The sequence below is a fragment of the Flaviaesturariibacter aridisoli genome (assembly GCF_004343705.1).
In the GTDB taxonomy this organism is placed as follows: Bacteria; Bacteroidota; Bacteroidia; order Chitinophagales; family Chitinophagaceae; genus Flavisolibacter; species Flavisolibacter aridisoli.
In genome coordinates, this window is record NZ_SKFH01000029.1 from 1 (window position 1) to 20,497 (window position 20,497).

Below are 20,497 nucleotides of genomic sequence, written 5' to 3' on the forward strand. Positions count from 1 at the left end.
CGGCTTTTTTTATGCGCATATGCATTGAAACCCTTACTGGGCGCGGGTTGTATCGTTCGTTCTTTTTCCAGGAATGCCCGGCTTCACCCCCGGTATTCCCCATTTGACCCCCGATACAACCCATCCCGTCTATTGTTGACACGGATCACGTTTTGGTGACTATACTTTTACCACATGCCGCAAGGCAGTAACCTAACCTATCACCATTAACCTTTATCTCCGATGAAACAACACCGCGTTTCTAGCATGGCCGTACTATGCCTGGCCCTCAGCTCCACGATCATCAGTTGCCAGAAAGAAGACCTCACGTCGCCCACGGCAACATCCACTCCGGGTACCGGAACAATTGACACAAGTACCGAACCCCTGGCCGCTGGTATGACCGCGACCAATTCGCTCGCCACTACGGCGACGACGACCCCGAACAGCGCCTTTTCGCTGCCGTATTATCGCAGCGTCAATTGGGACAGCCGCAGCAACGGAAATTTCGGTCTGGCGGAATCCAAAGTTGATCTCGGCCCGACAGCCTACTGGAATGTGACCGCCGCCTCGCAGTCGCAGACCTACAACAAAATGCTGCAGACGACCCTGCTGAAGAACACCCTCACCGCAGGTTCTGTGATTTCGAAAGTGGACATTCCCGATGCTCCCACGTACAGCATTTCCTACGACATGCAGTTTGCGCCTGATTTCGATTTCAGTCTTGGCGGGAAGATCGGCTTCGGTCTCCTGCTGGGTGACGGCAACACCGGCGGCGATCCGGGTTGGGACGGCAACGGCGGCTCCCTGCGCCTCGGCTGGGAAAAGAATTCGGCAGGTGCCATCGTGCTTCGTCCCGATGTGTACTACAAAGACCAGCCCGGCTCTTTCGGTAACAACTTCGGCAAGCAATACCCGGCAACCGGCTCGCTCCAGAAAGGTACCTGGTACAAAGTGACCATGAACATCAAGAGCAACACCGGCACGAGCACCAATGGTTCGGTACAGCTCCTGATCAACGGTACCACCGTGCTGGACCAGGCCATCCGCTGGACGACCAACGATGCCAAGCGCCTGATCAACAACATTTGCTTCGAGAACTTCCGCGGCGGATCTACCACGTCGTACCAGTCGACCACCGATGGTAAAGTGTTCTTCGACAACGTCGTTATCAGCTCGAACATTCCCAGCGCTACAGCTCCTGCCCCCGCACCGGCACCTGCTCCCGCACCGGCACCCGCTCCTGCTCCTGCTCCTGCCCCCGCACCGGCACCCGCTCCTGCGCCCGCACCGGCTCCGGCTCCCGCACCCACGACGGGCCTTTCCACCCGCATTGTGAACTGGGACAACCGTGCCAACGGTGCCTACGGTCTGACGCAAGCCGTTGCTGACTTCGGTGCCGCCAACTACTGGCAGCAAAACAGCTCCTCGCAAAGCCAGGTGTACAACGGCATGCTGAAGACCACGCTGCTGGCCAACTCGCTCACGTCGGGCGGTGTGCTTTCGCGCTCCAACATCAGCACCGGCTCGCAGTATGAACTTTCGTTCGACATGCAGTTCGGCTCCAACTTCGACTTCAGCTGGGGTGGTAAAGTAGGCTATGGCCTGTTCCTCGGCGACGGTAACACCGGTGGTGACCCGGGTTGGGACGGCAACGGCGGCTCCGTGCGTTTGATGTGGTACAAGAACACCAGCACCAGCCCTGTGATCCTGAAGCCTTACGTTTACTACAAAGACCAGCCCGGTACCTACGGCAACGACTTCGGCAAAGTGTACCCCGCCGGTGGCGCCTCAATCCAGAAAGGTACCTGGTACCATGTGAAGATGTTTGTAAAGAGCAATACCGGCTCCAACACCGACGGCCGCGTGCAGGTGGTGATCAACGGCACCACGGTATTGGACCAGGCCATCCGCTGGACGACCAACGATGCGAAGCGCCTGATCAACACGCTTTGCTTCGAAACCTTCCGCGGCGGCGCTGAAACCTACTGGCAGTCGTCCACCAACGGCGACATCCTGTTCGACAACGTGAAGCTGGTGAAACTGGCCAATTAGATTAGAATTCCTTAACATAAAAAGCCGCTGCAACCCGCAGCGGCTTTTTTCATGATATCGGTCGAACCCATATCCAGCGCAGGTTTCCGGGGAAACGCGCGTTTTTGAAAAGAGTTCGTCCCGTAAAAAGTCCTTTTGGTCCCGTAATGAGCCCGCCCTGTCTAAAGCCACCGGGAAACCGCTATCGGGCGGTGTAATTTAGTTGTGCCGCAAGGCTATAACCTAACCTTTCACCATTAACCTACCTTCCGATGAAACAACACCGCGTTTCGCGACTGGCCGTTCTTTGCCTGGCCATGAGCACCACTATCATCAGCTGCTCCAAGTCTGACCTTATCGATGGTGCACAGCCGGCTCCTTCTACGACGGACAACAGCGGCAACATCACGCCCGACAGCGGTGTGCTGGTTCAGGGTATGACCTCGGCCAATGCACTTGCGGCCGCTTCGGTTACTACTTCTACGTCGACGCTTCCCACCTTCGCACTTCCTTACGCACTGAGCGTAAACTGGAACAACCGTTCCAACGGCGATTATACACTGGCCCAGGCCAACGCCGATTTTGGCCCTACTGCTTATTGGCAGGGTGCGGCTGTACAAAGCCAGGCCTACACAGGCATGCTGCGCACGACGCTCCTCAAGAACACCCTCGCTTCGGGTGGTGTTTCCTCCCGGATGGATATCCCCGACGCCACGATGTATCGTCTTTCTTTCGACATGATGTTCGCTTCGGATTTTGACTTCAGCCTCGGTGGCAAGGCCGGTTTCGGCCTCCTCGTGGGCAATGGTAATATGGGTGCCACGTCGGGTGCCGACGGCAACGGTGGCTCGTTCCGCCTTACCTGGGGCAAGACGTCCGCCGGCGCGGTGGTGCTGAAGCCCAATGTATACTACAAAGATCAAACGGTAGCCGGGGGCAATGACTTCGGTAAGGTGTTCCCCGCCAGCGGCAGCATCCAGAAGAACGTTTGGTACAAAGTGAGCATGAACGTAACCAGCAACAGCGGCTCCAACACCAATGGTTCTCTGCAGCTGATCATCAACGGGGTAACCGTGCTGAACCAGGCCATCCGCTGGACCACCAACGATGCCAAGCGTTTTGTAAGCGCTGTGGTGCTCGAATCGTACCGCGATGGCGCCAACACGTCTTTCCAGTCGGCCACAGACGGGAATATCCTTTACGACAACGTTGTTGTGAAATCGCTTTCGACGGTTGGACCTACCGTGACGTCGACCACCTCCGGCTCCACTTCGTCGACTTCCCCTGCAGCCCCCCCGCCGGCCCCCGCACCGGCTCCTGCACCTACGCCTACAACTACCACGGGTATCTCCACCCGCACGGTAAACTGGGATGGCCGCGCCAACGGTGCCTACGGTCTGACGCAAGCCGTTGCTGACTTCGGCAACGCCAACTACTGGCAGCAAAACAGCTCCTCGCAGAGCCAGGTGTACAACGGCCTGCTGAAAACGACCCTGCTGGCCAATTCGCTCACATCGGGCGGTGTGCTGACGCGCTCCAACGTAGCCCCGGGTTCGCAGTATGAACTGTCGTTCGACATGCAGTTCGGCTCCAACTTCGACTTCAGCTGGGGTGGTAAAGTAGGCTATGGTCTGTTTATCGGCGAAGGCAACACCGGTGGCGACCCGGGCTGGGACGGCAACGGCGGCTCGGTGCGTTTGATGTGGTACAAGAACACCAGCACCAGCCCTGTGATCCTGAAGCCTTACGTTTACTACAAAGACCAGCCCGGTACCTACGGCAACGACTTCGGCAAGGCCTATCCTGCAGGTGGCGCCTCGATCCAGAAAGGTACCTGGTATCATGTAAAGATGCTCGTGAAAAGCAATACCGGCTCCAACACCGATGGCCGCGTGCAGATCCTCATCAACGGCACTACGGTATTGGACCAGGCCATCCGCTGGACGACCAACGATGCGAAGCGCCTGATCAACACGCTTTGCTTCGAAACCTTCCGCGGCGGCGCTGAAACCTACTGGCAGTCGTCCACCAACGGCGATATTTTCTTCGACAATGTAAAGCTGGTTCAGCTGGCGCTTTAATCAGCTCCACGGATTTTCTATCAAATAGGATTGACTTCTTTTCTGCATAGGTAACAGGCCGCGTCGCAAGACGCGGCTTTTTGCCGCAGCGCCGGGATTCCGGCAAGCCCTTCCGAGAATCCGTGCAGAGCCTTACTTTTACACTAAGCTCGGCGACGATGGCCATGCCGATTTCGGCGCGCAGCAACGGCTGCGTAATTAGGACGCAAAATGCTTTTCCGGATTTGATCGCGAAACAACATATGATGCGGATGCTTAAGGCGGGATGCTACGCCTTGCTGTTGCTGCTGCTGGCGCCGCCGGCGAAAGCACAGACGCGCGAATACCAGGTAAAGGCCCTGTTCCTCTATAATTTCGGGCAGTTCGTGGACTGGCCCGCGGACGCGCCGGGCGGCAATGCGCCCTTCGTGATCGGTGTGGTCGGCAATGATCCCTTCGGCCGCTTCCTCGACGACGTGGTGCGCGAGGAGCAATTCGAAGGCCGCCCGATCGTGGTGCAGCATTATGAACACCCGTCGGAGATCCGCAGCTGCCATATCCTTTTTGTTGGAAGCCATGTGCGCGAATCGTTGGCTGCCGTAGCCGGGCGGCCCGTGCTGACGGTGGGGGAGGGCGACGATTTTATAGAGGCCGGCGGAATGATCCAATTTTTTAACGAGCAAAACCGCATCCGCTTCCTCATACGGCCCTCTGCCGCAAAAGCTGTAAAATTGACCATCAGTTCCAAACTCCTGCGCCTCGCGAAAATCACCGATTAAATGGCCGCTCCGTATACACCCATACAACGAAAGCTGATGCGCGTCATCATGGGCACCTGCGGGTTGATGCTGGTGGTGACGTTTGCGTCCCTTTTTGTCTTTGAATACGTGAGCTACCGCAACATCGCCCGCCGGGAGCTGCAGGAGCTGGCGGAGGTAGTGGCGGCCAATACGGCCTCCTCACTGGCCTTTGATGTGCCCGAAGATGCCGCGCAGGTATTGGGAAGTCTGCGCAAGCAAAAAAGCCTGCAAGCCGCCTGGTTGTATAAAGCCAACGGAACTCTCTTCGCCGGACACGGTCTGAAAGACGGGCTTCCCGCCACCGACCCGGGCATACGCGTCTTCCGGTTCAACGGCCGGTACCTCGAATGCTTCGAGCCGGTGTCGGAAAACGGGCGTCGCCTGGGCACCCTCTACCTCCGCACCGACCTCTCGGTGATGTACAACCGCCTCGCTCTTTACGCCGCCTTCGCCCTGCTGACGACGGGCCTCGCCGCCCTGCTGGCCTTTTTGTTTTCCCGACGCCTGCAGCGCTCGATCTCCCGCCCGATCCTCGACCTGGCGACCACGGCAAGCACCGTGTCGGAGCAGAAGAATTACGCCGTCCGCGCCACCCACCAGGGCAACGACGAAGTGGGACAGTTGACGCATGCATTCAACGGGATGCTCGCCCAGATCGAGGAACAGAACGCCGAGATCAACCAGCTGAACCAAAACCTCGAGCAAAAGGTGGACGAGCGGACCGGGCAGCTACGGCAAAGCAACCGTACGCTGCAGGAGCAGCGGGATTTTATCGACAAGATCATCAACGCCTCTATCGACCTCATTGCGGTGTTCGACAACCAGCTCCGCTACCTGGTGGTCAACGATACGGCTTGCCGCAACTTCGGGCGTGCCCGCAGCGAGATGCTCGGCCGCAGCCTGCGGGAGGTGTTCCCGAACCTCGCCGATGCCCGCGTGGAGCAATTGCTGCAACGGGCGCTCCTCGGTGAGCTTATCCAGGACGACAGTTACCAGTCGCAGGTGTCGGACCGCGTGCTCCAGAATTTTTATATCCCGCTCGCCAACGATGCCGGCCAGGTGGACCGTGTGCTGCTCATCGGCCACGACATTACCGAGGTGATGCGCAGCCAGCGCCAGCTGCAAGCGCTTAACGCCGACCTGGAAAAGTCGAACCGCGACCTGGAGCAATTCGCCTACATCGCCTCGCACGACCTCCAGGAGCCGCTGCGCAAGATCCAGACCTTTGCCGACCTCAGCTTCCGCAACATCCAGCACCCGCAGATACTGGAGCGTTACCTGGGAAAGATCGGCTCCTCCGCGGCCCGGATGAGCAACCTGATCCGCGACGTGCTCAACTTCAGCCGGCTGTCGCGTGCCGGCAGCGACACCTGGGAGCCGGTGGATCTCAATGCCATCCTCGATGGCATCCGCAACGACCTGGAACTGCTGATCGAGGAAAAAGCCGCGGTCATAACGGCAGGCCCGCTGCCGGTGATCATGGGCAACCCGCTGCAGCTGGGCCAGTTGTTCCAGAACCTGCTCACCAACGCACTTAAATTTACCGAGCGTCAGCCCCGCATCTCCATAACCGCTACGACCATTGAGGCACCGGCGCCGAACCCGGCGGTGCACCTGCGGCCCGGCATCGCGTATGCGGAGCTGCGGTTTACCGACAATGGCATCGGCTTCGAGGCCGAATATGCCGACAAGATCTTCGCCGTCTTCCAGCGCCTGCATACGAGCAGCCAGTACGCCGGTACCGGCATCGGGCTCGCCCTGTGCAAAAAGATCGTGGAGAACCACGACGGTGCCATTGCCGTTGAGAGCCTGCTGGGCGCCGGCACCTCCTTCCTGGTCTACCTGCCGCTGAGCCCGGTTGCGGCAACGCCCAGCGCCCCGCCGGCGCAGGGGAAACAAAATGCAGGGTAGTGGTACAATTGTTTAGGCACTACGGGTATGCTATTGCAGGTTCAGGCATACCAGGTAGCCGACAGCATTGATATCAAAGGATTTCGCAGCTTGTTTACGGCCGATTTGCACTACAGCGATGCAGATGAGTTATTCTACCGCCTCGCGGGCAACGAATTCGTATACATATTCAAATATGGCGTCGTGTGCTTCCTGAACTGCGACGCGGTGCGGATCGGGCACCTGCTCCAGCTCGTTCGCGGACTGGCCAAGAATCCGCAGGACGAGCCGCTCAACGAAGATTTTATCGTGGAAACCCACGCTACCGAGAACCGGATCAGCTATAGCAAGATCGAGGTGATGCGTACGGATGTGGAAGTGCTGCGCCTGGTGATGCTCAATGTGTCGCAATCGGTGGCACTCGATTATTTTTCCGACCATACCTCGGCTTTGCTGCGCGAAACGAACCGGCATACGGCACACCTGGAGCAAAAAGGCCGGCTCTTCATTTCGGGCCGTAAGCTCCAACGCTTTATCGCCCGCACGCTGATGCTCCGCAACAACATCGTGGAAAACCTCTACATCTTCGATTCGCCGCCCGAAGTGTGGGAAGACGAGGAGCTCGGCCGCGTGGACGTGGGTCTCAAACGGACCTTCGACCTCCAGGAGCGCTCGCGCTACATCGTGGAAAGCCTGCAGATCGTCAAAGATAACCTCGACCTGTTCCGCGACATCATGAAATACCGCCACAGCAATACGCTGGAATGGATCGTCATCATCCTTATCGCCATCGAGGTGATGCCCTTCATCTGGTCGCTCATTACCGGCGGTGGTCATTAAAAAACGCCGCGGGTGGCGGCGCTTTTTTTCAGGTTACTTCGTTTGTCCTGATGCGGCAGTTAACGCTGGCTCGCCTTGTGCCACGAAGCGCAGCAGGTCGTCGTTGAGGCGGTCCTTGTGGGTGTAGAACAAGCCGTGGGGCGCGCCTTCATACACGATGTATTCGCTATTGTCGATCATCCTGGCCGTGCGCGCGCTGCTTGCATCGATGGGCACTGTTTTGTCGGCGTCGCCATGGATGATGAGGGTCGGCACCGTGATCGCCTTCAGGTCGGCGCGGAAGTCGGTATGCGCAAACGAGAGCGCGCACTGCACCGTAGACCGCTGCGAAGCGTGCGACGCCAACATGCGGTAGTAATCCAGCAGGGGCGTGCTCACGGGGTGGCTCAAAAGTCCCGCTCCGAAAAACTTCTTGCCGAATTCATCGAGGAAGGCGATGCGGTCGCTGCGGATGCCTTCGAGCATTTCGGCGAAAACGCTTTCGGGGACGCCATCGGGGTTATCGGCGCTGCGGCCCAGGTAAGGCGTCACGGCGCTGATCAGCACGAGGCGGCTGACGCGGTCGCTGCCGTAGCGGCCCAGGTAACGCACGGCTTCGCCGCCACCCATGGAAAAGCCCACGAGCGTGACGTCGCGAAGGTCCAGTTCCGTTAATACGGCGTGCAGGTCATCGGTGAGGCTATCATAGTCATAGCTGTCCCAGGGCTTGCTCGACTTACCGAAGCCGCGCCGATCGTATTTGACCACGCGCAGCCCGGCGTTGACCAGCGGGTCGAGCTGGTACTCCCACATTTCCTTGCTTAGGGGCCAGCCGTGCAGCAGCACTACGGGGCGGCCTTTGCCATAATCGCAATAGGAGAGCTGGATTTCTTCACCGGTCTGCTTGTCAGTTGTTTTCAGAAGTTTCATATTCGTATCGTTTAATGAACCTTTTTATTTCCGAAAAACCGTTCCGGTCGCAACTGTATAGACCGTAGCTTGGCGGCAGCCAAAAACCTTGTACAAACACGGATCCACGGAAGGGTCTGTGCGCGGTTTTTGCTACACTGATCCTATGAGGCATTCATTTTTATATCGCACGACGCTGCTGGCCCTGCTGATGGGCCTTGGATTTTCCTGTAAAAAAAGCGACGCGACCGAAGGTCCCGTCAACGTGGGCGGCTACCTTGAATCGGGTAACTGGCGTGTGAGCTCGTTTAGGGACAGCGGCCAGGATGAGACCGCCCACTTTTCGGGCTATACGTTCACCTTCGCGGCCAACGGCGCCGTGGTAGCGACCAATACCGTCACCACGGCCACCGGCTACTGGGGTTCGGGTATCGACGACGGCGTGTCTAAAGTGCACCTCTTTTTCCAGACCCCGCCCGACTTCCAGGACCTCAACGACGACTGGGACGTCCGCAACGCGTCCGTGACGCGCATCGAGCTCGCCGACAGCAGCGGCGGCGGGAGCGGCGTGGATGTGCTGGTGCTGGAGCGGGATTGACCCACCCCCGGCCCCTCCCGAAGGGAGGGGTGCCCCTGCGGTAGATTACTACTGTGTCGATATGTATTTAGGATTGTGGAGTGTGGGGGTTCAGGAGGTGTTTCGTTATTACCTGAAGGACCTGGTGCATTCTCTGTAGCACTTCTTCATTCCTAAATCGGATGACGCGAAAGCCCAGTGCTTCGAGGTCGTCGGCCCGCTCTTTATCGCGTTCCATTTGTTCCAGTGTCAGGTGATAATCGCCATCAACCTCAATAATCAGGCGCCTGTCCAGGCAAACGAAGTCAACGATATACCGGTCGATAATAAATTGCCGGCGGAATGCGCAGCCGCAGATCTTATTGCCTTTTAGTTTCTGCCAAAGCGCTCGTTCTGCCTTGGTTGGTCCTTGCCGATGTTGTTGGGCGAAGGATAATCTTCCGACAAATTGGCTCGCGCTTGCATGATAATAGCCATGACGCTTTTTTGGTGCTTCCATACCACCAAATAAGCGCGGCGCAATGGTACATCCCGGTGAAAAAGACCAGGCAAACGATGTTTTTTCAACCCTTGGAGCCGGTGTTTTCACCAATGAAAACGGTCACCTGGAAGTAGGAATACACCACGGAGGCACCCCTCCCCCTCGGGAGGGGCCGGGGGTGGGTCAGAGCTTCACCGAAAACCCCAGCGCCACGAAATTCACCGGTGCCGCGCTCGTGAGACCCGCGCCGGTGGAGAGGTCTACTTTTCCCTTTTTGCCGATGAAGTAGGAAAGGCCCGCATCCACGCTGTGCTCGGGGAGGGCGCCGCCCTGCACAAAGCCGTACACTTCGGCGAAGGCTTCCCAGTGCTTGCCCAGCGTCACTTCGGGCGAGAGGGTGTACAGCCACTGCGGCTTCGTGTCTTCACCGCTCCATTCGGCGCCGATGTTGTAGTTGAGGCGCCATTGCTGGTTGATCTCGTTTTCGAGCAGCAGGCGGATGCGCGGCTCGGCGTAGGTGGGACGAAAGGCTTCCGAAGCAAATTTCGGGATGCCCACCTGTGTGTACAGCGCCGCTTCGGGGAGGAGCCCTTTGCCTTTCCAGAGGCCGGCTTTGAAGCCCAGCTCGATGGGACGGAGGCCCGTCTCGGTCCTGCCGCCGTCGCGGTGCCGCTCGGTGAGGGGCTGCACTTCGGCGCGCAGCTCGAAGCCTTCGAGCAGGCCATAGCGCAGCACGGTGCGCGGCTCGAAGTAGTCGACGGTTTCGGGATCGGCCACTTCGCGGCGCAGGCCCAGCTCGATCTGGAAGGCGTGGCGGTCCACGGTTTGCGCCGACTGCGATTCGCTCGGACGGTCGGCTTCGAGGTGCTCGTCATCCTGCGCGGTGGCCTGCAAGGTGGTCAGCAGGCAAACGATGGGTATAAATATCCGGGGGCGCATAGGCGTGTTTCCCCGGTCACACACTAATTTCATTCCATGCTTCCTACCGGCTATGCGCGCAAAGCGCTGGCAATGATCCTGGTCCTGGCGCTGTTTCGTCTCTGGCTGGCCTTCGGGCTCGAGCTGGGCAACGACGAATCGTACTACTGGATGTACAGCCGCCAGCTGAAGCCCAATTATTTCGATCACCCGCCGATGGTGGCCCTGCTGATCCGGCTGTGCACCTTCAACGGCTGGCTGCAGTCGCCGGGGGCGCTGCGGCTGGGTGCCGTGCTCAGTGCGGCGGGAGCTGCCTGGCTCTTGTTCCAGGCCGTGCGCACGCTTCACAGCGCCCGCGCCGGCTTCTACGCCTCGGTGCTCTACCAGGCCTCCTTTTATGCCGGCGTCACCGCCGGTGTATACATCATGCCCGACTCGCCGCAGATGCTGTTCTGGACCGGCGCCTTGTGGATGCTCGCGCGCATTTTGCGCAACGAGCGCGACTGGAACAACTGGCTCCTCTTTGCCGTGCTTGCCGGCGCCTCCATCATGAGCAAAGTACACGGCGCTTTTCTCTGCAGCGGCCTCGCGCTCTTCGTGCTGTTCCACCGCCGCTCCTGGCTGCGCCTCCCGCAGCTGTATGTCGCTGCGGCCCTCGTGCTGCTCATCGCCAGCCCCATCCTGGCCTGGAACATCCGCAACGATTTCATCACCTACCGCTTTCACAGCCGCCGCGTGGCGGTGGATCATTTCAACCTGCGCTTCTCCTATGCGTTGAAAGAAGCCATCGGGCAGCTCGTATTCAACAACCCGGTCAACGTGGTGCTGGTGATCGGGGCGCTGCTGCATTGGAAGGCGCTCCCGTCCGAAAGCCGCAGCCGGCTCCCATTGTTCAACTGGATCGCGCTGCCCCATGCGGGCTTCCTGCTGTTCGTGGCCCTCTTCCGCGACACCACGCTGCCGCACTGGAGCGGGCCGGCCTATGTAACGCTGCTGCCGCTGGCCGCCGCCCGCCTCGCCGAAGGGCCACGCCGCCGCTTCCTGCCCCGCGCGGTGGTGGGCGCTGCCACTACCTATGTGCTTACCCTCTTTGCCTGGATGGCCGTCGTGCAGCATTACCCCGGAACCTACGGCAGCAAAGACCCGAAAACCCTCGGAACCGGCGACATCTCACTCGATCTCTATGGCTGGCAGGAAGCAAGTGTTGCCTTCAACCGGCTGTACGAGCAGGAGCTGCGGGCGGGCCGTATTTCTACGGGCACACCCATCGTCGCTTCCTACTGGTGGGGCGCCCACGTGGAGTATTATTTCTGCCGTCCCAACGCCATTCCCTTCCGCGCGGTGGGGCCGGTGCGCGATATCCGCGAATACTACTGGCGCCCCGAAAGCAGCGGCCCCTTGCCGGCGGCCGCCTTCTGCATCCTCGCCTCCGACGAGCACTATGAATTACCGTTGGAAGGGTTCTCCCAAAAGAAGATCGCCTACCGGATCACCGTCACCCGCAGCGGTAAGCCGGCCCATACGTTTGTGGTGTGGAAGCTTTTCCGGTAGGGGGGTCTTAAGGTTTTTAGGGTTTTTAGGGTTCTGAAGGTTTTGCGAGGATTGGAGAGATGGCAACCGGATGCTGACAGTTGCACTGACGCCAAAAGGCGCCGCGCAAGCGACGCCTTTTGGCGTAAACCACAAACTCCAACCTGCTCTCATCCCTCCGCCGCCTCCGGCTCCTTCTTCTTCCGTCCTGGTGCATACAGCAGGTCGAACGAAAAGAAAGCCCCGGCAGCACCGGCGTCGGCGGGGTAGCGGGCGCCCACTTCGTGGAGGGTTTTGCAGAGCGCCACTTCGAGCACCCGGCGCGCGGCGCGCAGGGCGGCGGCTTTGTCGTCGGCGCTGCCGGATTGTCCCTGTTGCTGGCCGCGCACGCGGAGCCAGCCTTGCGGGAAGGCGATGAGCTCGTCCGAAAGGTCCGCGCCGAGCAGGTCGGCGTGTTGGGCCGCCGCTACTGCCGATAATTGCATCAGGGCGTGCGCATTGCCGCGGTTGATGTCGTTATAGCCGTCGAGCCCCTGCGGGAAGAACTCCAGGTACACCGGGTGTCCTTTCCGGATCTTCTTCGAACCCAGCGTGTCCTCCGTTTGCCGGATCGTGTCGAGGTAGGCGTCAGTATAATCATCCACCGATACGGTGCGGCCTTTCAGCACGGCGCGGGCGGTCACCACGCCACCCAGCAGGTCGCGGTACGATTCCACGGGCAGGTTCAGTGCCGAAGCAATTTCGGGCAGGGCCTCCCTCAGGGCGGCCAGCGTGGCCTCGCCGAAAAGGAGCATGCGGTAATTGGAGATGTTCGGGTCGTTGAAAAAGTTTCCGAATAATTTAATTGGATTGATAATCATAACGAATGTTTTTTGAAGTGGTCAATGAATGGAAAAGCGGTTCGTTGCAGGATGATCGGCCGGGCAGGTACGGTCCCGGGACGGCTTCACAGTTTTGTGAGGAGGGCTGCGGGGCGGCGGAATGCCGGTCACAGTTTTGTTAAGGACATAGTTCCGTCGCCGGATGCCGGTCACAATTTTTCGAGTGCCGTGGATCGCTTGCCGAATGCCGCTCACAGTTTTGTGAGGGGCATGGATCGGCACCGTGATGCCGGTCACAATTCTGTGAACACTATGGATCCTTTGCCGGATGCCTGTCACAGTTTTGTGAGTGGCGCAACCCGGTGGCGGAAGACCCCTCACAATTTTGTGAGTACCCCGGTCGCATGCTGATGGAGTTAATGGGTAAAAGCACGTGTGAAAATTTGTGTGCAGCGCCATAGATACCGTTTTGCTTGGGCGGTGCTTTTCGTGGGGCGGCTAGCAGCTGGTTTTCGAAGGAAGCTGGAGAAAGCTTAAAAGTAGCGGCCCGTTTCCGGGAAAACAATAGAGGAAATACGGAGATTGGCAGGGTAGAAATACGGTGGGCGGGTTTAGCGGGTTAGGGGTTCAGGTGGTTTTGGCCGGCCGGTTGGCCCACAGCAACCCGGTCCCGATCAGGGCAAAGGCCACGGCCGTTGGCGGCGTGATCCGCTCGCCCAGCAGCCATACCGCTTCCAGCGCGCTGAGTACCGGGATGCCGTTGCCGAACAGCGCCGTACGCGCGGGCCCGACGCGCCGGATGGATTCGTTCCAGAGCAGGAAGGCCAGCACGGACGCGCACAGCGCGAGGTAGGCAATGGAGCCGGCGGTTACCGGCGTGAGCGCAAACGGACCCGTCTTTTGGTATTCCCAGAGATAGGCGGGCAGCAACAGCAGCGTACCGGTAGCAAACAGCAGCAGCAGGTAGGCACGCGCGGAAAGGCCCTGTGGCCGGCGGCGCACCTGCAACGTATACAGCGCGAACGAAAATCCGGCTGCGAGGATCCAGGCGTCGCCGCGGCTAAGCTGCAAGGCGGCGAGTGTGCGGAGCTGGCCCTGCGTGATCAGCACGAGCAGGCCCGCCAGGCAAAGCGCCGCCCCCGCCCAAAGGCGGGGCGCCGGCCGCTCGCGGAGGATCAGCGCCGAGAGCAGCAGCACGAAGAGGGGCGCCGCCGTAGTGCCGATAAGGGCCAGGTGGATGGCCGGCACTTCGTGCCCCGCGATGTAAATGAAGGTGTTGAAGAGCGTGATGCCCGTGAGCGCCGTTCCGAGCACGTGGAGGGCGCGGCCCCGCAGCGCCGCCCGCTCGCGCCACAGCGGGCCCAGGGCCACCGGGAGCAGCAGGAGGGTGGCCAGCAGCCAGCGCCAGAAGGCCAGCGCTACCGGCGGTACCGACGCATGCAGCGCCCGGGCGATGATGAAGTTGCCCGACCAGAGCAGCACGGCTGCCAGCGCACAGAGGATGCCGCGTTGCACGGAGGTCATGCGGTGAAAGTAGCGTCAATCGGCAAAAGCCTGCCCGTAAAAAAGGACGAAGCGCTTTTTGGAAGCGTCCCAGGCCAGGCATTCCCAGTCGTTGTACACGAGGCCGGTGGCCAGCGCCAGCACCGGCTTGCTGATGAAATTCCGCCCGTCGGGATAAAGGGAGAAGCAGCCTTCGCGGGGCAGCAGGTTTTCATTTTTTCGGAACGGCCCCACCTGGAGGAAGTCGTATTCGCCGAGCCCGGCGGGCTCTTTGAGCAGCGATTCTTTCAGGTAGGCCAGTTCGCCCGACAACCGGTCGTCGATGCTTTCGGCGGCGGAGTAGCGGCAGTGGGCGGCCGTGAGCGCATTAAATACCGGGAAGTCGTTGTACAGCCAGCCGTAGCGGCGGTCGGCGCCGGAGTAGAGCAGGTAGCCGAGGCGCTCCTCCTTGCCGTCGTAGACCACGAAGGCGGCATCACCGGCGTGGCCAAACAGGGGGCCGGCGGCCGATTCGAGCACGCGCAGGCCGGGGCGAACGAGAAACCAGGCGCGGTGCGCCGGTGCCAGCAGCTTCAGGGTTCGTTGTTGCGCCCTTGCAAAGACACCGGCGCTGTCGAGGGTGCGCAGCGTTCGCTTCAGGGCGGCGCGCGACTCCTGGGCGGCCTTGCCGGTGGCGGCAAGCTGCTGCGCGCCCGCGCGCGGGGCTGCTGCGAGCAGGAGGAGAAACAGGATTGGGGTTATTCGGGGCATGGCATCGGGTTACGTGGGTACTGAGCAGCGAAAGGCAAGCCAAAGTTAACCCGCAACGGGCAGCAACGGGCCCTGTTACCACAGGAGCTTGCGGAGGTCCACCACCCGGTGATCGCCGCCGGGGTCAACGGCAAAGGGGCCGGCGGCAACGGTCGCCTGTGTAAACGGTGCGCTGCGGCGGAAAAGGTAGCTCCATTCGAGGTACATCCGCTCGTGGTGCCCATCGGCTTTGCCGTTGAGCCGTATTTCTACCGGCTCGCCGGGGCGAAGCTTGCACAACGAAAAGGCCGTTCGCTTCGGCTTCACGTAGGTCGGCGGGATCAGCAGCACGGTCCATTCGTCCGGCAGGTCGGCACGGAAGACGTCGAGCTTGAAGGAGCGCGCGCCGGTATGGGCTTCAAAGCCGGCGGGGTAGAAGGTACGCTGGTTGGTGGAAGGGTGGTCGGATACGAGCAGGAGCAGCCGGGTGGTTTGCGGGTCGATAGCGGCGGACACCTCGGTGCCGATGACCAGTCCCCCCGGCGCCGCGGTGCCGAACGGCGATTCGAAGGGTGTCCACTCCACCTCCCCGCGCCGCTCGCTCAGCGGCACTTCGTTCTTTCGGTACAGCCGCGTGCTGCGCCATACTTCCAGTACTTCTACGGGTTTGCGGAAGAGGATTGTCTGGGATTGGATACGCGCCATAAAAAATCCCGGCGCTGCTGCCGGGATTCAAATATCCGATGTTTGGATCAATAAGGCTTCGCTTGCTGGCTGGCCTGCTGGGCCTGCTCCAGGGCGTCTTCGGCACCGACCACGCCGATCGGGCCTTTCTGCGGATTGCGGGCCTGCTGCAGCCCTTCCGACACGCGGCGCCCGTAGTCGGCGTCGCACTGGGAGAGGAGTTCCACCATGCGGTCCTGGATGATCTGCTTGCAGGGCGCGAGCGTGGTCACCAGGTTTTTGACCAGCTCGTCGCGCTCCCAGTCTTCGAAGGCGCGGTAGCGCTCGCCGGCCTGCCCGAAGTTGTTCTGCTTCTGGATCTTTTGCCGCACGAGGTGGGCGTTGTAATGGGGGGTGTGCTCCTTGCCGGCGCGCTTCGCCTCGGTCAGCGTGTTCTGCGAGGAAGGCTCGTAGTTCACGTGCGGGTTGCTGCCCTCCACGATATCCTGGCGATAGGCCATCTGCCCGTCGCGCTGGTTGGTGGCCACTTTCACCCGCGGCGCGTTGATGGGCAGCTGCAGGTAGTTGGTGCCCACGCGGTAACGCTGGGTGTCGCTGTACGAAAAGGTGCGTCCCTGGAGCAGCTTGTCGTCGGAGAAGTCGAGGCCGTCCACGAGTACGCCTGTACCGAAAGCGGCCTGTTCCACCTCTGCGAAATAGTTCACCGGGTTGCGGTCGAGCACCATGCGGCCCACGGGCAGGAAGGGAAACTGGTCCACGGGCCAGATCTTGGTGGCGTCGAGCGGGTCGAAGTCGAGCTCGGGATGATCGTCGTCGCTCATGATCTGCACGCAGAGCTCCCACTCGGGAAATTCGCCGCGCTCTATGGCCCGGTAGAGGTCCTGCGTGGCGTGGTTGAAGCTCTTGGCCTGGATGGCCTGCGCTTCCTCCTGTGTGAGATTCTTTATGCCCTGCTTCGGCTCCCAGTGGTATTTGATGAGAACGGCGTCGCCATCGGCGTTCACCCACTTGTAGGTATTCACCCCAGAGCCCTGCATCTGGCGGTAGGAGGCCGGGATGCCCCAGGGTGAGAAGAGGAAGGTGATCATGTGCATCGCCTCGGGTGTGTTGGAAATGAAGTCGAAGATGCGCTCGCCGTCCTGCTGGTTGAATACCGGGTCGGGCTTGAAGGCGTGTACCACGTCGGGGAACTTCATCGCGTCGCGGATAAAGAAGATCTTGAGGTTGTTGCCTACGAGGTCCCAGTTGCCGTCTTCGGTATAAAACTTCACGGCGAAGCCACGCGGGTCGCGGAGCGTTTCGGGCGAATGGCCCCCGTGGATGACGGTGGAGAACCGTACAAATACGGGTGTGCGCTTGCCTTTTTCCTGGAACAGTTTCGCCCGGGTATACTTAGCTACCGGATCGTTGCCGACTGTGCCGTACGCCTCGAAGTAGCCGTGGGCGCCGGCGCCGCGGGCGTGCACCACGCGTTCGGGGATGCGTTCGCGGTCGAAGTGCGAGATCTTTTCCAGCAGGTGGTAGTTCTCCAGCGTCATTGGTCCGCGGGGCCCGATGGTACGGGTGTTCTGGTTGTCGGATACCGGGTGGCCCTGGCGGGTGGTGAGGTTGGATGGCTGCGAATAACCATCGCCGTTGCCGGTGCCGTTTCCGGGCTTTTGTTCGTTGCTCATGGTAAAGGGTTTGTCCAACTAAATATAACGCGCCGCCAGACGCCGGGCAAGCGCTGAGGTTGGCTTATTGGAAGCGTTGTTCCCGTTCAATGGCACGCCAGGGCTTCCGGAAGAACCCGTCAACGACCTCGTTGAACAGGTCGTGGTAAACAACCGGGGTGGAATGCCCCGAGGCGGGTAGGATCCAGAGGTAGGCGCGGGGGATGGACCGGGCGATCAGCAGCGTGTGTTCGGTGCGGATCACGTCGTGGTCGCCGCCGATCACCAGCGTCGGGCAGCGGACGCCTGCAAGGGCGGCCGGATCGATCCGGGGTTCTTCCGCCAGCAGGCGTGCCAGCTTGCGGCCGGTGCGCACTTCGGGTGATTCTTTCTGCATGCGCAGTCCTTCCTGGTACTGTTGGGCCCAGCGCCATACCCAGGGGTCAACGGCGCTGCTGTCGGGCTGCAGGTTTGCGCCGGTGATGGCCAGCTTCTTTACTTTTTCCGGGTGACGCAGGGCAAGCAGTAATCCATTGATGCCGCCATCGCTCCAGCCTATGACGTAACAGGAGTCGAGCTGGAGCTTGTCGAGCAGCGCGGCGAGGTCGTCGGCCATCATTTCGTAGCTGAGCGAGTCGCCCGGGTCGGCTGTTTTGCCCTGTGCGCGGCTGTCGGCCAGGATCACCCGGTAGTGCTTTTCGAAATAGGGAATCTGGCACAGGAAGTTGTTGATCGATCCGCCGTTGCCATGTATGATCAGCAAGGGAGCGCCGGTGCCGTAGGTTTCATAATACATGCGCAGGCCCCGGATGTCGGCATAGTGGCCGGCTTTCGGATTGCGGCCATAGATCGTACTGTCGAAGGGCGATTGGGCGTGAAGGGCAGCGGGTAAGCCGAGCAGGAGCAGGAGCAGCAGGAGCAGGCGGGTAAGCATACGTGTCATTTGGGTGCAGCAACAAGGTACGCCCAATCGCCGTTCGGTTGCTACTTGTCCGGCGTCAGCTGGTAGCGCGCCAGGATCCTGTCGAATTCGGCTTCCTGCCCGGCGCTTTTCATCGACCGGTAGGCCTGGCTGATGAGGCTTTCGGCATCGCTCCGGTAGGGCGACTTCATCTTGATGTACAGCAGGTAGGCCTGGCACAGGTTGTCGAGCGCGGCGGGATAGTCTTTCTTGATGGTGAGCAGGATCTGCCCGATGCCGTAGTAGGCTTCCGGGTCGCCGGGATAGCGGGAGAGCAGGAGCTGGTAGGCGGCGACGGCTTCATCGGCGCGGCCCAGGAGGCCGAGGGCAACCGGGAGATTCATCAGTGGCGTGCGGCCCATCGAATCTACCTTGATCGAGGTGCGGTAGGCGTTGACCGCTTTCTCCAGCTTATTGCTGCGGCGGTAGCAAAGACCCAGGTTGTCCCAGGCGAAGGCAAACTCTGGGTCGGTCTGGACGGCTTTTTCCAGCCACTTGATGGCCTCCGGGTAATTCTGCGCCTCCATGAAGCCCGTTCCCTTCGTATAAGCCTCGCGGGATTTCTTGTTGTTGGAATAGGAGCTTTCACTGGTCACATCGTCATTCGTCACCAGCAGTCTTTTGAGCGAAGCGCATTCGTTGCGCGTCCTGTTCTCGACGATGTAATAATAGGTGCGGAAGCCGGGATCGTTGGGGTCGGTGCTGACGATGATCTCTTTGCCCGGCTGCTCCATCGAATGGTACACCTTCATGGCGCCCTGGTAGCCGATCGAGGCCTGTGCGAGGCAGGAGTGGATCGCATTGAGCAGTTCCTGCTTTTGCTTGCCCAGCTTCGCTACCGAGTCGACGCAGGTGCAGGCCCCGGCAGCGGATTCATTGAGAAACCGGGCGGTGTCGATCTTCAGCTGCGCCAGGATCTGTTTCGTTGCAGCTTCATCGAGGGTGTAGGAAGTATCGCTTGTAGTAACGGTGGCCGTGGTTTGGGCGCCGACGGCACAAGAGGCGCCGAGTAGCGCCAGCAGGAGCAGCTGTTTTCTCATTACATGCAGTTTAGATGGAAAAGATAATTCATTCCGGCCATTCCTGAAGCGCAGGCCGTGCTGCTTATTGTATTCGCTGATTGCTGCGGATGGCCTACCAGCGGGCTGATGCGCCCCCGCCTTGCCGGGGCCGGCGGGTCCGTCGCTGTTGCTGCCGGTATTCGATGATGCGCTCTTGCTGCGCCCCGGCGCACCAGGGATCTTCGGCGGCGGTAGGTCCCCACTCGCTGCCGGTGTAATGATCTTGCTCGTAGTGATCGTGGTAGTACTTGCTGCCGATGCCGTAGTACACGCCGTTGCGGGTATGCATCTCGCGGTAGCGTTTTTTATAAACGGCGGCCCAGAGGCAGAACCCGGCCGCGCCGCCAAAGATGACGATGCGGGCGAGCAGCCACATGCGGTCGTTGTAGCGCTTTTCACCGGGCGTAAAGCCGTCCGCATCGCGGGGCTCTTCCTTTTGGCTTACAGCGATCACGGTCCCGACGCCGGTTCCTTCGGGTGTCGGAATGGTGTCGCTACCTTCGGTGACCACGTTTTCCCAGCCTTCCGGGTGCTCACCCGCCATCACCTGGTCGATGACGCGGTTGAGGGAGTCGTTGCTGATGGAGGATTGCGCGCGGGTATTCGCCGCGTAAAGCAGCAGCAGGAGCAGGATGGCGTTACGAAGGAAGGTCATGCGGGTTGGTTTTCGGCCGGAGCATCCAGTAGTGCCGCCACATGCGCAGCGCCACGGCCAGGCTAAAGATAGCCGAAAGGATCCCAGCCTGCGCAAAGGGGTTCCCGGAAAGATACACGCCGAAAAGCCGCAGCACGGCCCCGATAAGAAAGGCCGCGATGAGGATCATCGGGGGCATGATGACCAGGTATTCGGTGGCTACCTTGCCGGTTACGAAGTGCTGCAGGATAAAGAAGAGATAGGTGGCCAGCAGGGTGCCGCCGATCAGGTTGCGCATCGTATAGCCGAGGGCATCAGGACTGTCCTCGGGCGTGTTGGTGGCGTAGCGGACGAGGAAGTACAGCGCGATGGCGTAGGCGGCGCAAAGCAGGAAAAAGAAGAGGGTTCGGGCTCCTTTCATGGGCGCAAGGTACGCAAAGCGGGGCAGGCCTGTT

The 20,497-nt window shown here is 60.4% G+C and carries 19 protein-coding genes; 7 read left to right on the forward strand and 12 right to left on the reverse strand.

What is annotated here, in order from left to right:
* The first annotated feature begins 246 nt into the window (after nucleotides 1–246).
* From E0486_RS19100 to E0486_RS14335, 5 genes are all read left to right on the forward strand, one after another.
* A complete protein-coding gene (locus E0486_RS19100; RefSeq protein ID WP_131852971.1) occupies nucleotides 247–2,034 on the forward strand; it encodes a polysaccharide lyase in 1,788 nt (595 codons plus the stop codon).
* Nucleotides 2,035–2,285: 251 nt separating this feature from the next.
* Nucleotides 2,286–4,094: a polysaccharide lyase gene (locus E0486_RS14320; protein WP_131852973.1), complete on the forward strand. Its 1,809-nt coding sequence runs from the start codon at nucleotides 2,286–2,288 to the stop codon at nucleotides 4,092–4,094.
* A 245-nt stretch (nucleotides 4,095–4,339) separates the two neighbouring features.
* Nucleotides 4,340–4,852, forward strand: coding sequence for a TOL_0243 family YfiR-like periplasmic protein (locus E0486_RS14325; protein ID WP_165917343.1), 513 nt, complete (start codon nucleotides 4,340–4,342; stop codon nucleotides 4,850–4,852).
* Nucleotides 4,853–6,784, forward strand: coding sequence for a sensor histidine kinase, YfiR-like protein-associated (locus E0486_RS14330; protein WP_131852977.1), 1,932 nt, complete (start codon nucleotides 4,853–4,855; stop codon nucleotides 6,782–6,784).
* Between the two features lie 27 nt (nucleotides 6,785–6,811).
* Nucleotides 6,812–7,603, forward strand: a complete 792-nt coding sequence (locus tag E0486_RS14335; protein WP_131852979.1) for an RMD1 family protein — start codon at nucleotides 6,812–6,814, stop codon at nucleotides 7,601–7,603.
* Between the two features lie 33 nt (nucleotides 7,604–7,636).
* Here the strand turns inward: E0486_RS14335 and E0486_RS14340 are convergent, their stop codons facing one another.
* A complete protein-coding gene (locus tag E0486_RS14340) occupies nucleotides 7,637–8,512 on the reverse strand; it encodes an alpha/beta fold hydrolase (RefSeq protein WP_131852981.1) in 876 nt (291 codons plus the stop codon).
* Nucleotides 8,513–8,657: 145 nt separating this feature from the next.
* Between E0486_RS14340 and E0486_RS14345 the strand changes: the two genes are divergently transcribed.
* Nucleotides 8,658–9,089, forward strand: a complete 432-nt coding sequence (locus tag E0486_RS14345) for a hypothetical protein (protein WP_131852983.1) — start codon at nucleotides 8,658–8,660, stop codon at nucleotides 9,087–9,089.
* Nucleotides 9,090–9,156: 67 nt separating this feature from the next.
* On the opposite strand, the gene E0486_RS14350 is transcribed toward E0486_RS14345, so the two are convergent.
* Both E0486_RS14350 and E0486_RS14355 read right to left on the reverse strand, forming a co-directional pair.
* Nucleotides 9,157–9,567, reverse strand: coding sequence for an endonuclease domain-containing protein (locus E0486_RS14350; protein WP_131852985.1), 411 nt, complete (start codon nucleotides 9,565–9,567; stop codon nucleotides 9,157–9,159).
* A 165-nt stretch (nucleotides 9,568–9,732) separates the two neighbouring features.
* On the reverse strand, nucleotides 9,733–10,488 hold the full coding sequence (locus E0486_RS14355; RefSeq protein WP_165917344.1) for a transporter: 756 nt from the start codon (nucleotides 10,486–10,488) through the stop codon (nucleotides 9,733–9,735).
* Between the two features lie 36 nt (nucleotides 10,489–10,524).
* Between E0486_RS14355 and E0486_RS14360 the strand changes: the two genes are divergently transcribed.
* On the forward strand, nucleotides 10,525–12,018 hold the full coding sequence (locus E0486_RS14360) for an ArnT family glycosyltransferase (RefSeq protein ID WP_131852989.1): 1,494 nt from the start codon (nucleotides 10,525–10,527) through the stop codon (nucleotides 12,016–12,018).
* Nucleotides 12,019–12,167: 149 nt separating this feature from the next.
* On the opposite strand, the gene E0486_RS14365 is transcribed toward E0486_RS14360, so the two are convergent.
* From E0486_RS14365 to E0486_RS18975, 9 genes are all read right to left on the reverse strand, one after another.
* On the reverse strand, nucleotides 12,168–12,857 hold the full coding sequence (locus E0486_RS14365) for a hypothetical protein (RefSeq protein WP_131852991.1): 690 nt from the start codon (nucleotides 12,855–12,857) through the stop codon (nucleotides 12,168–12,170).
* 588 nt (nucleotides 12,858–13,445) lie between these two features.
* Nucleotides 13,446–14,342, reverse strand: coding sequence for a DMT family transporter (locus E0486_RS14370; RefSeq protein ID WP_131852993.1), 897 nt, complete (start codon nucleotides 14,340–14,342; stop codon nucleotides 13,446–13,448).
* Between the two features lie 15 nt (nucleotides 14,343–14,357).
* The gene (locus E0486_RS14375; RefSeq protein ID WP_131852995.1) at nucleotides 14,358–15,071 is read right to left on the reverse strand and encodes a hypothetical protein; all 714 of its coding nucleotides are present in this window, start codon (nucleotides 15,069–15,071) and stop codon (nucleotides 14,358–14,360) included.
* Nucleotides 15,072–15,146: 75 nt separating this feature from the next.
* Entirely contained in the window at nucleotides 15,147–15,755 is a 609-nt protein-coding gene (locus E0486_RS14380) for a hypothetical protein (protein ID WP_131852997.1), read from the reverse strand.
* A gap of 47 nt (nucleotides 15,756–15,802) precedes the next feature.
* Nucleotides 15,803–17,407: a catalase gene (locus E0486_RS14385; protein WP_131852999.1), complete on the reverse strand. Its 1,605-nt coding sequence runs from the start codon at nucleotides 17,405–17,407 to the stop codon at nucleotides 15,803–15,805.
* A 64-nt stretch (nucleotides 17,408–17,471) separates the two neighbouring features.
* Nucleotides 17,472–18,329, reverse strand: a complete 858-nt coding sequence (locus E0486_RS14390) for an alpha/beta fold hydrolase (protein ID WP_207906265.1) — start codon at nucleotides 18,327–18,329, stop codon at nucleotides 17,472–17,474.
* A gap of 41 nt (nucleotides 18,330–18,370) precedes the next feature.
* Nucleotides 18,371–19,387, reverse strand: a complete 1,017-nt coding sequence (locus E0486_RS14395) for a tetratricopeptide repeat protein (RefSeq protein WP_165917345.1) — start codon at nucleotides 19,385–19,387, stop codon at nucleotides 18,371–18,373.
* A gap of 94 nt (nucleotides 19,388–19,481) precedes the next feature.
* The gene (locus E0486_RS18970) at nucleotides 19,482–20,063 is read right to left on the reverse strand and encodes a hypothetical protein (protein WP_165917346.1); all 582 of its coding nucleotides are present in this window, start codon (nucleotides 20,061–20,063) and stop codon (nucleotides 19,482–19,484) included.
* Nucleotides 20,047–20,463, reverse strand: coding sequence for a hypothetical protein (locus tag E0486_RS18975; RefSeq protein WP_165917347.1), 417 nt, complete (start codon nucleotides 20,461–20,463; stop codon nucleotides 20,047–20,049). Before E0486_RS18975 ends, E0486_RS18970 begins: the two co-directional genes overlap by 17 nt.
* Between the last annotated feature and the right edge of the window lie 34 nt (nucleotides 20,464–20,497).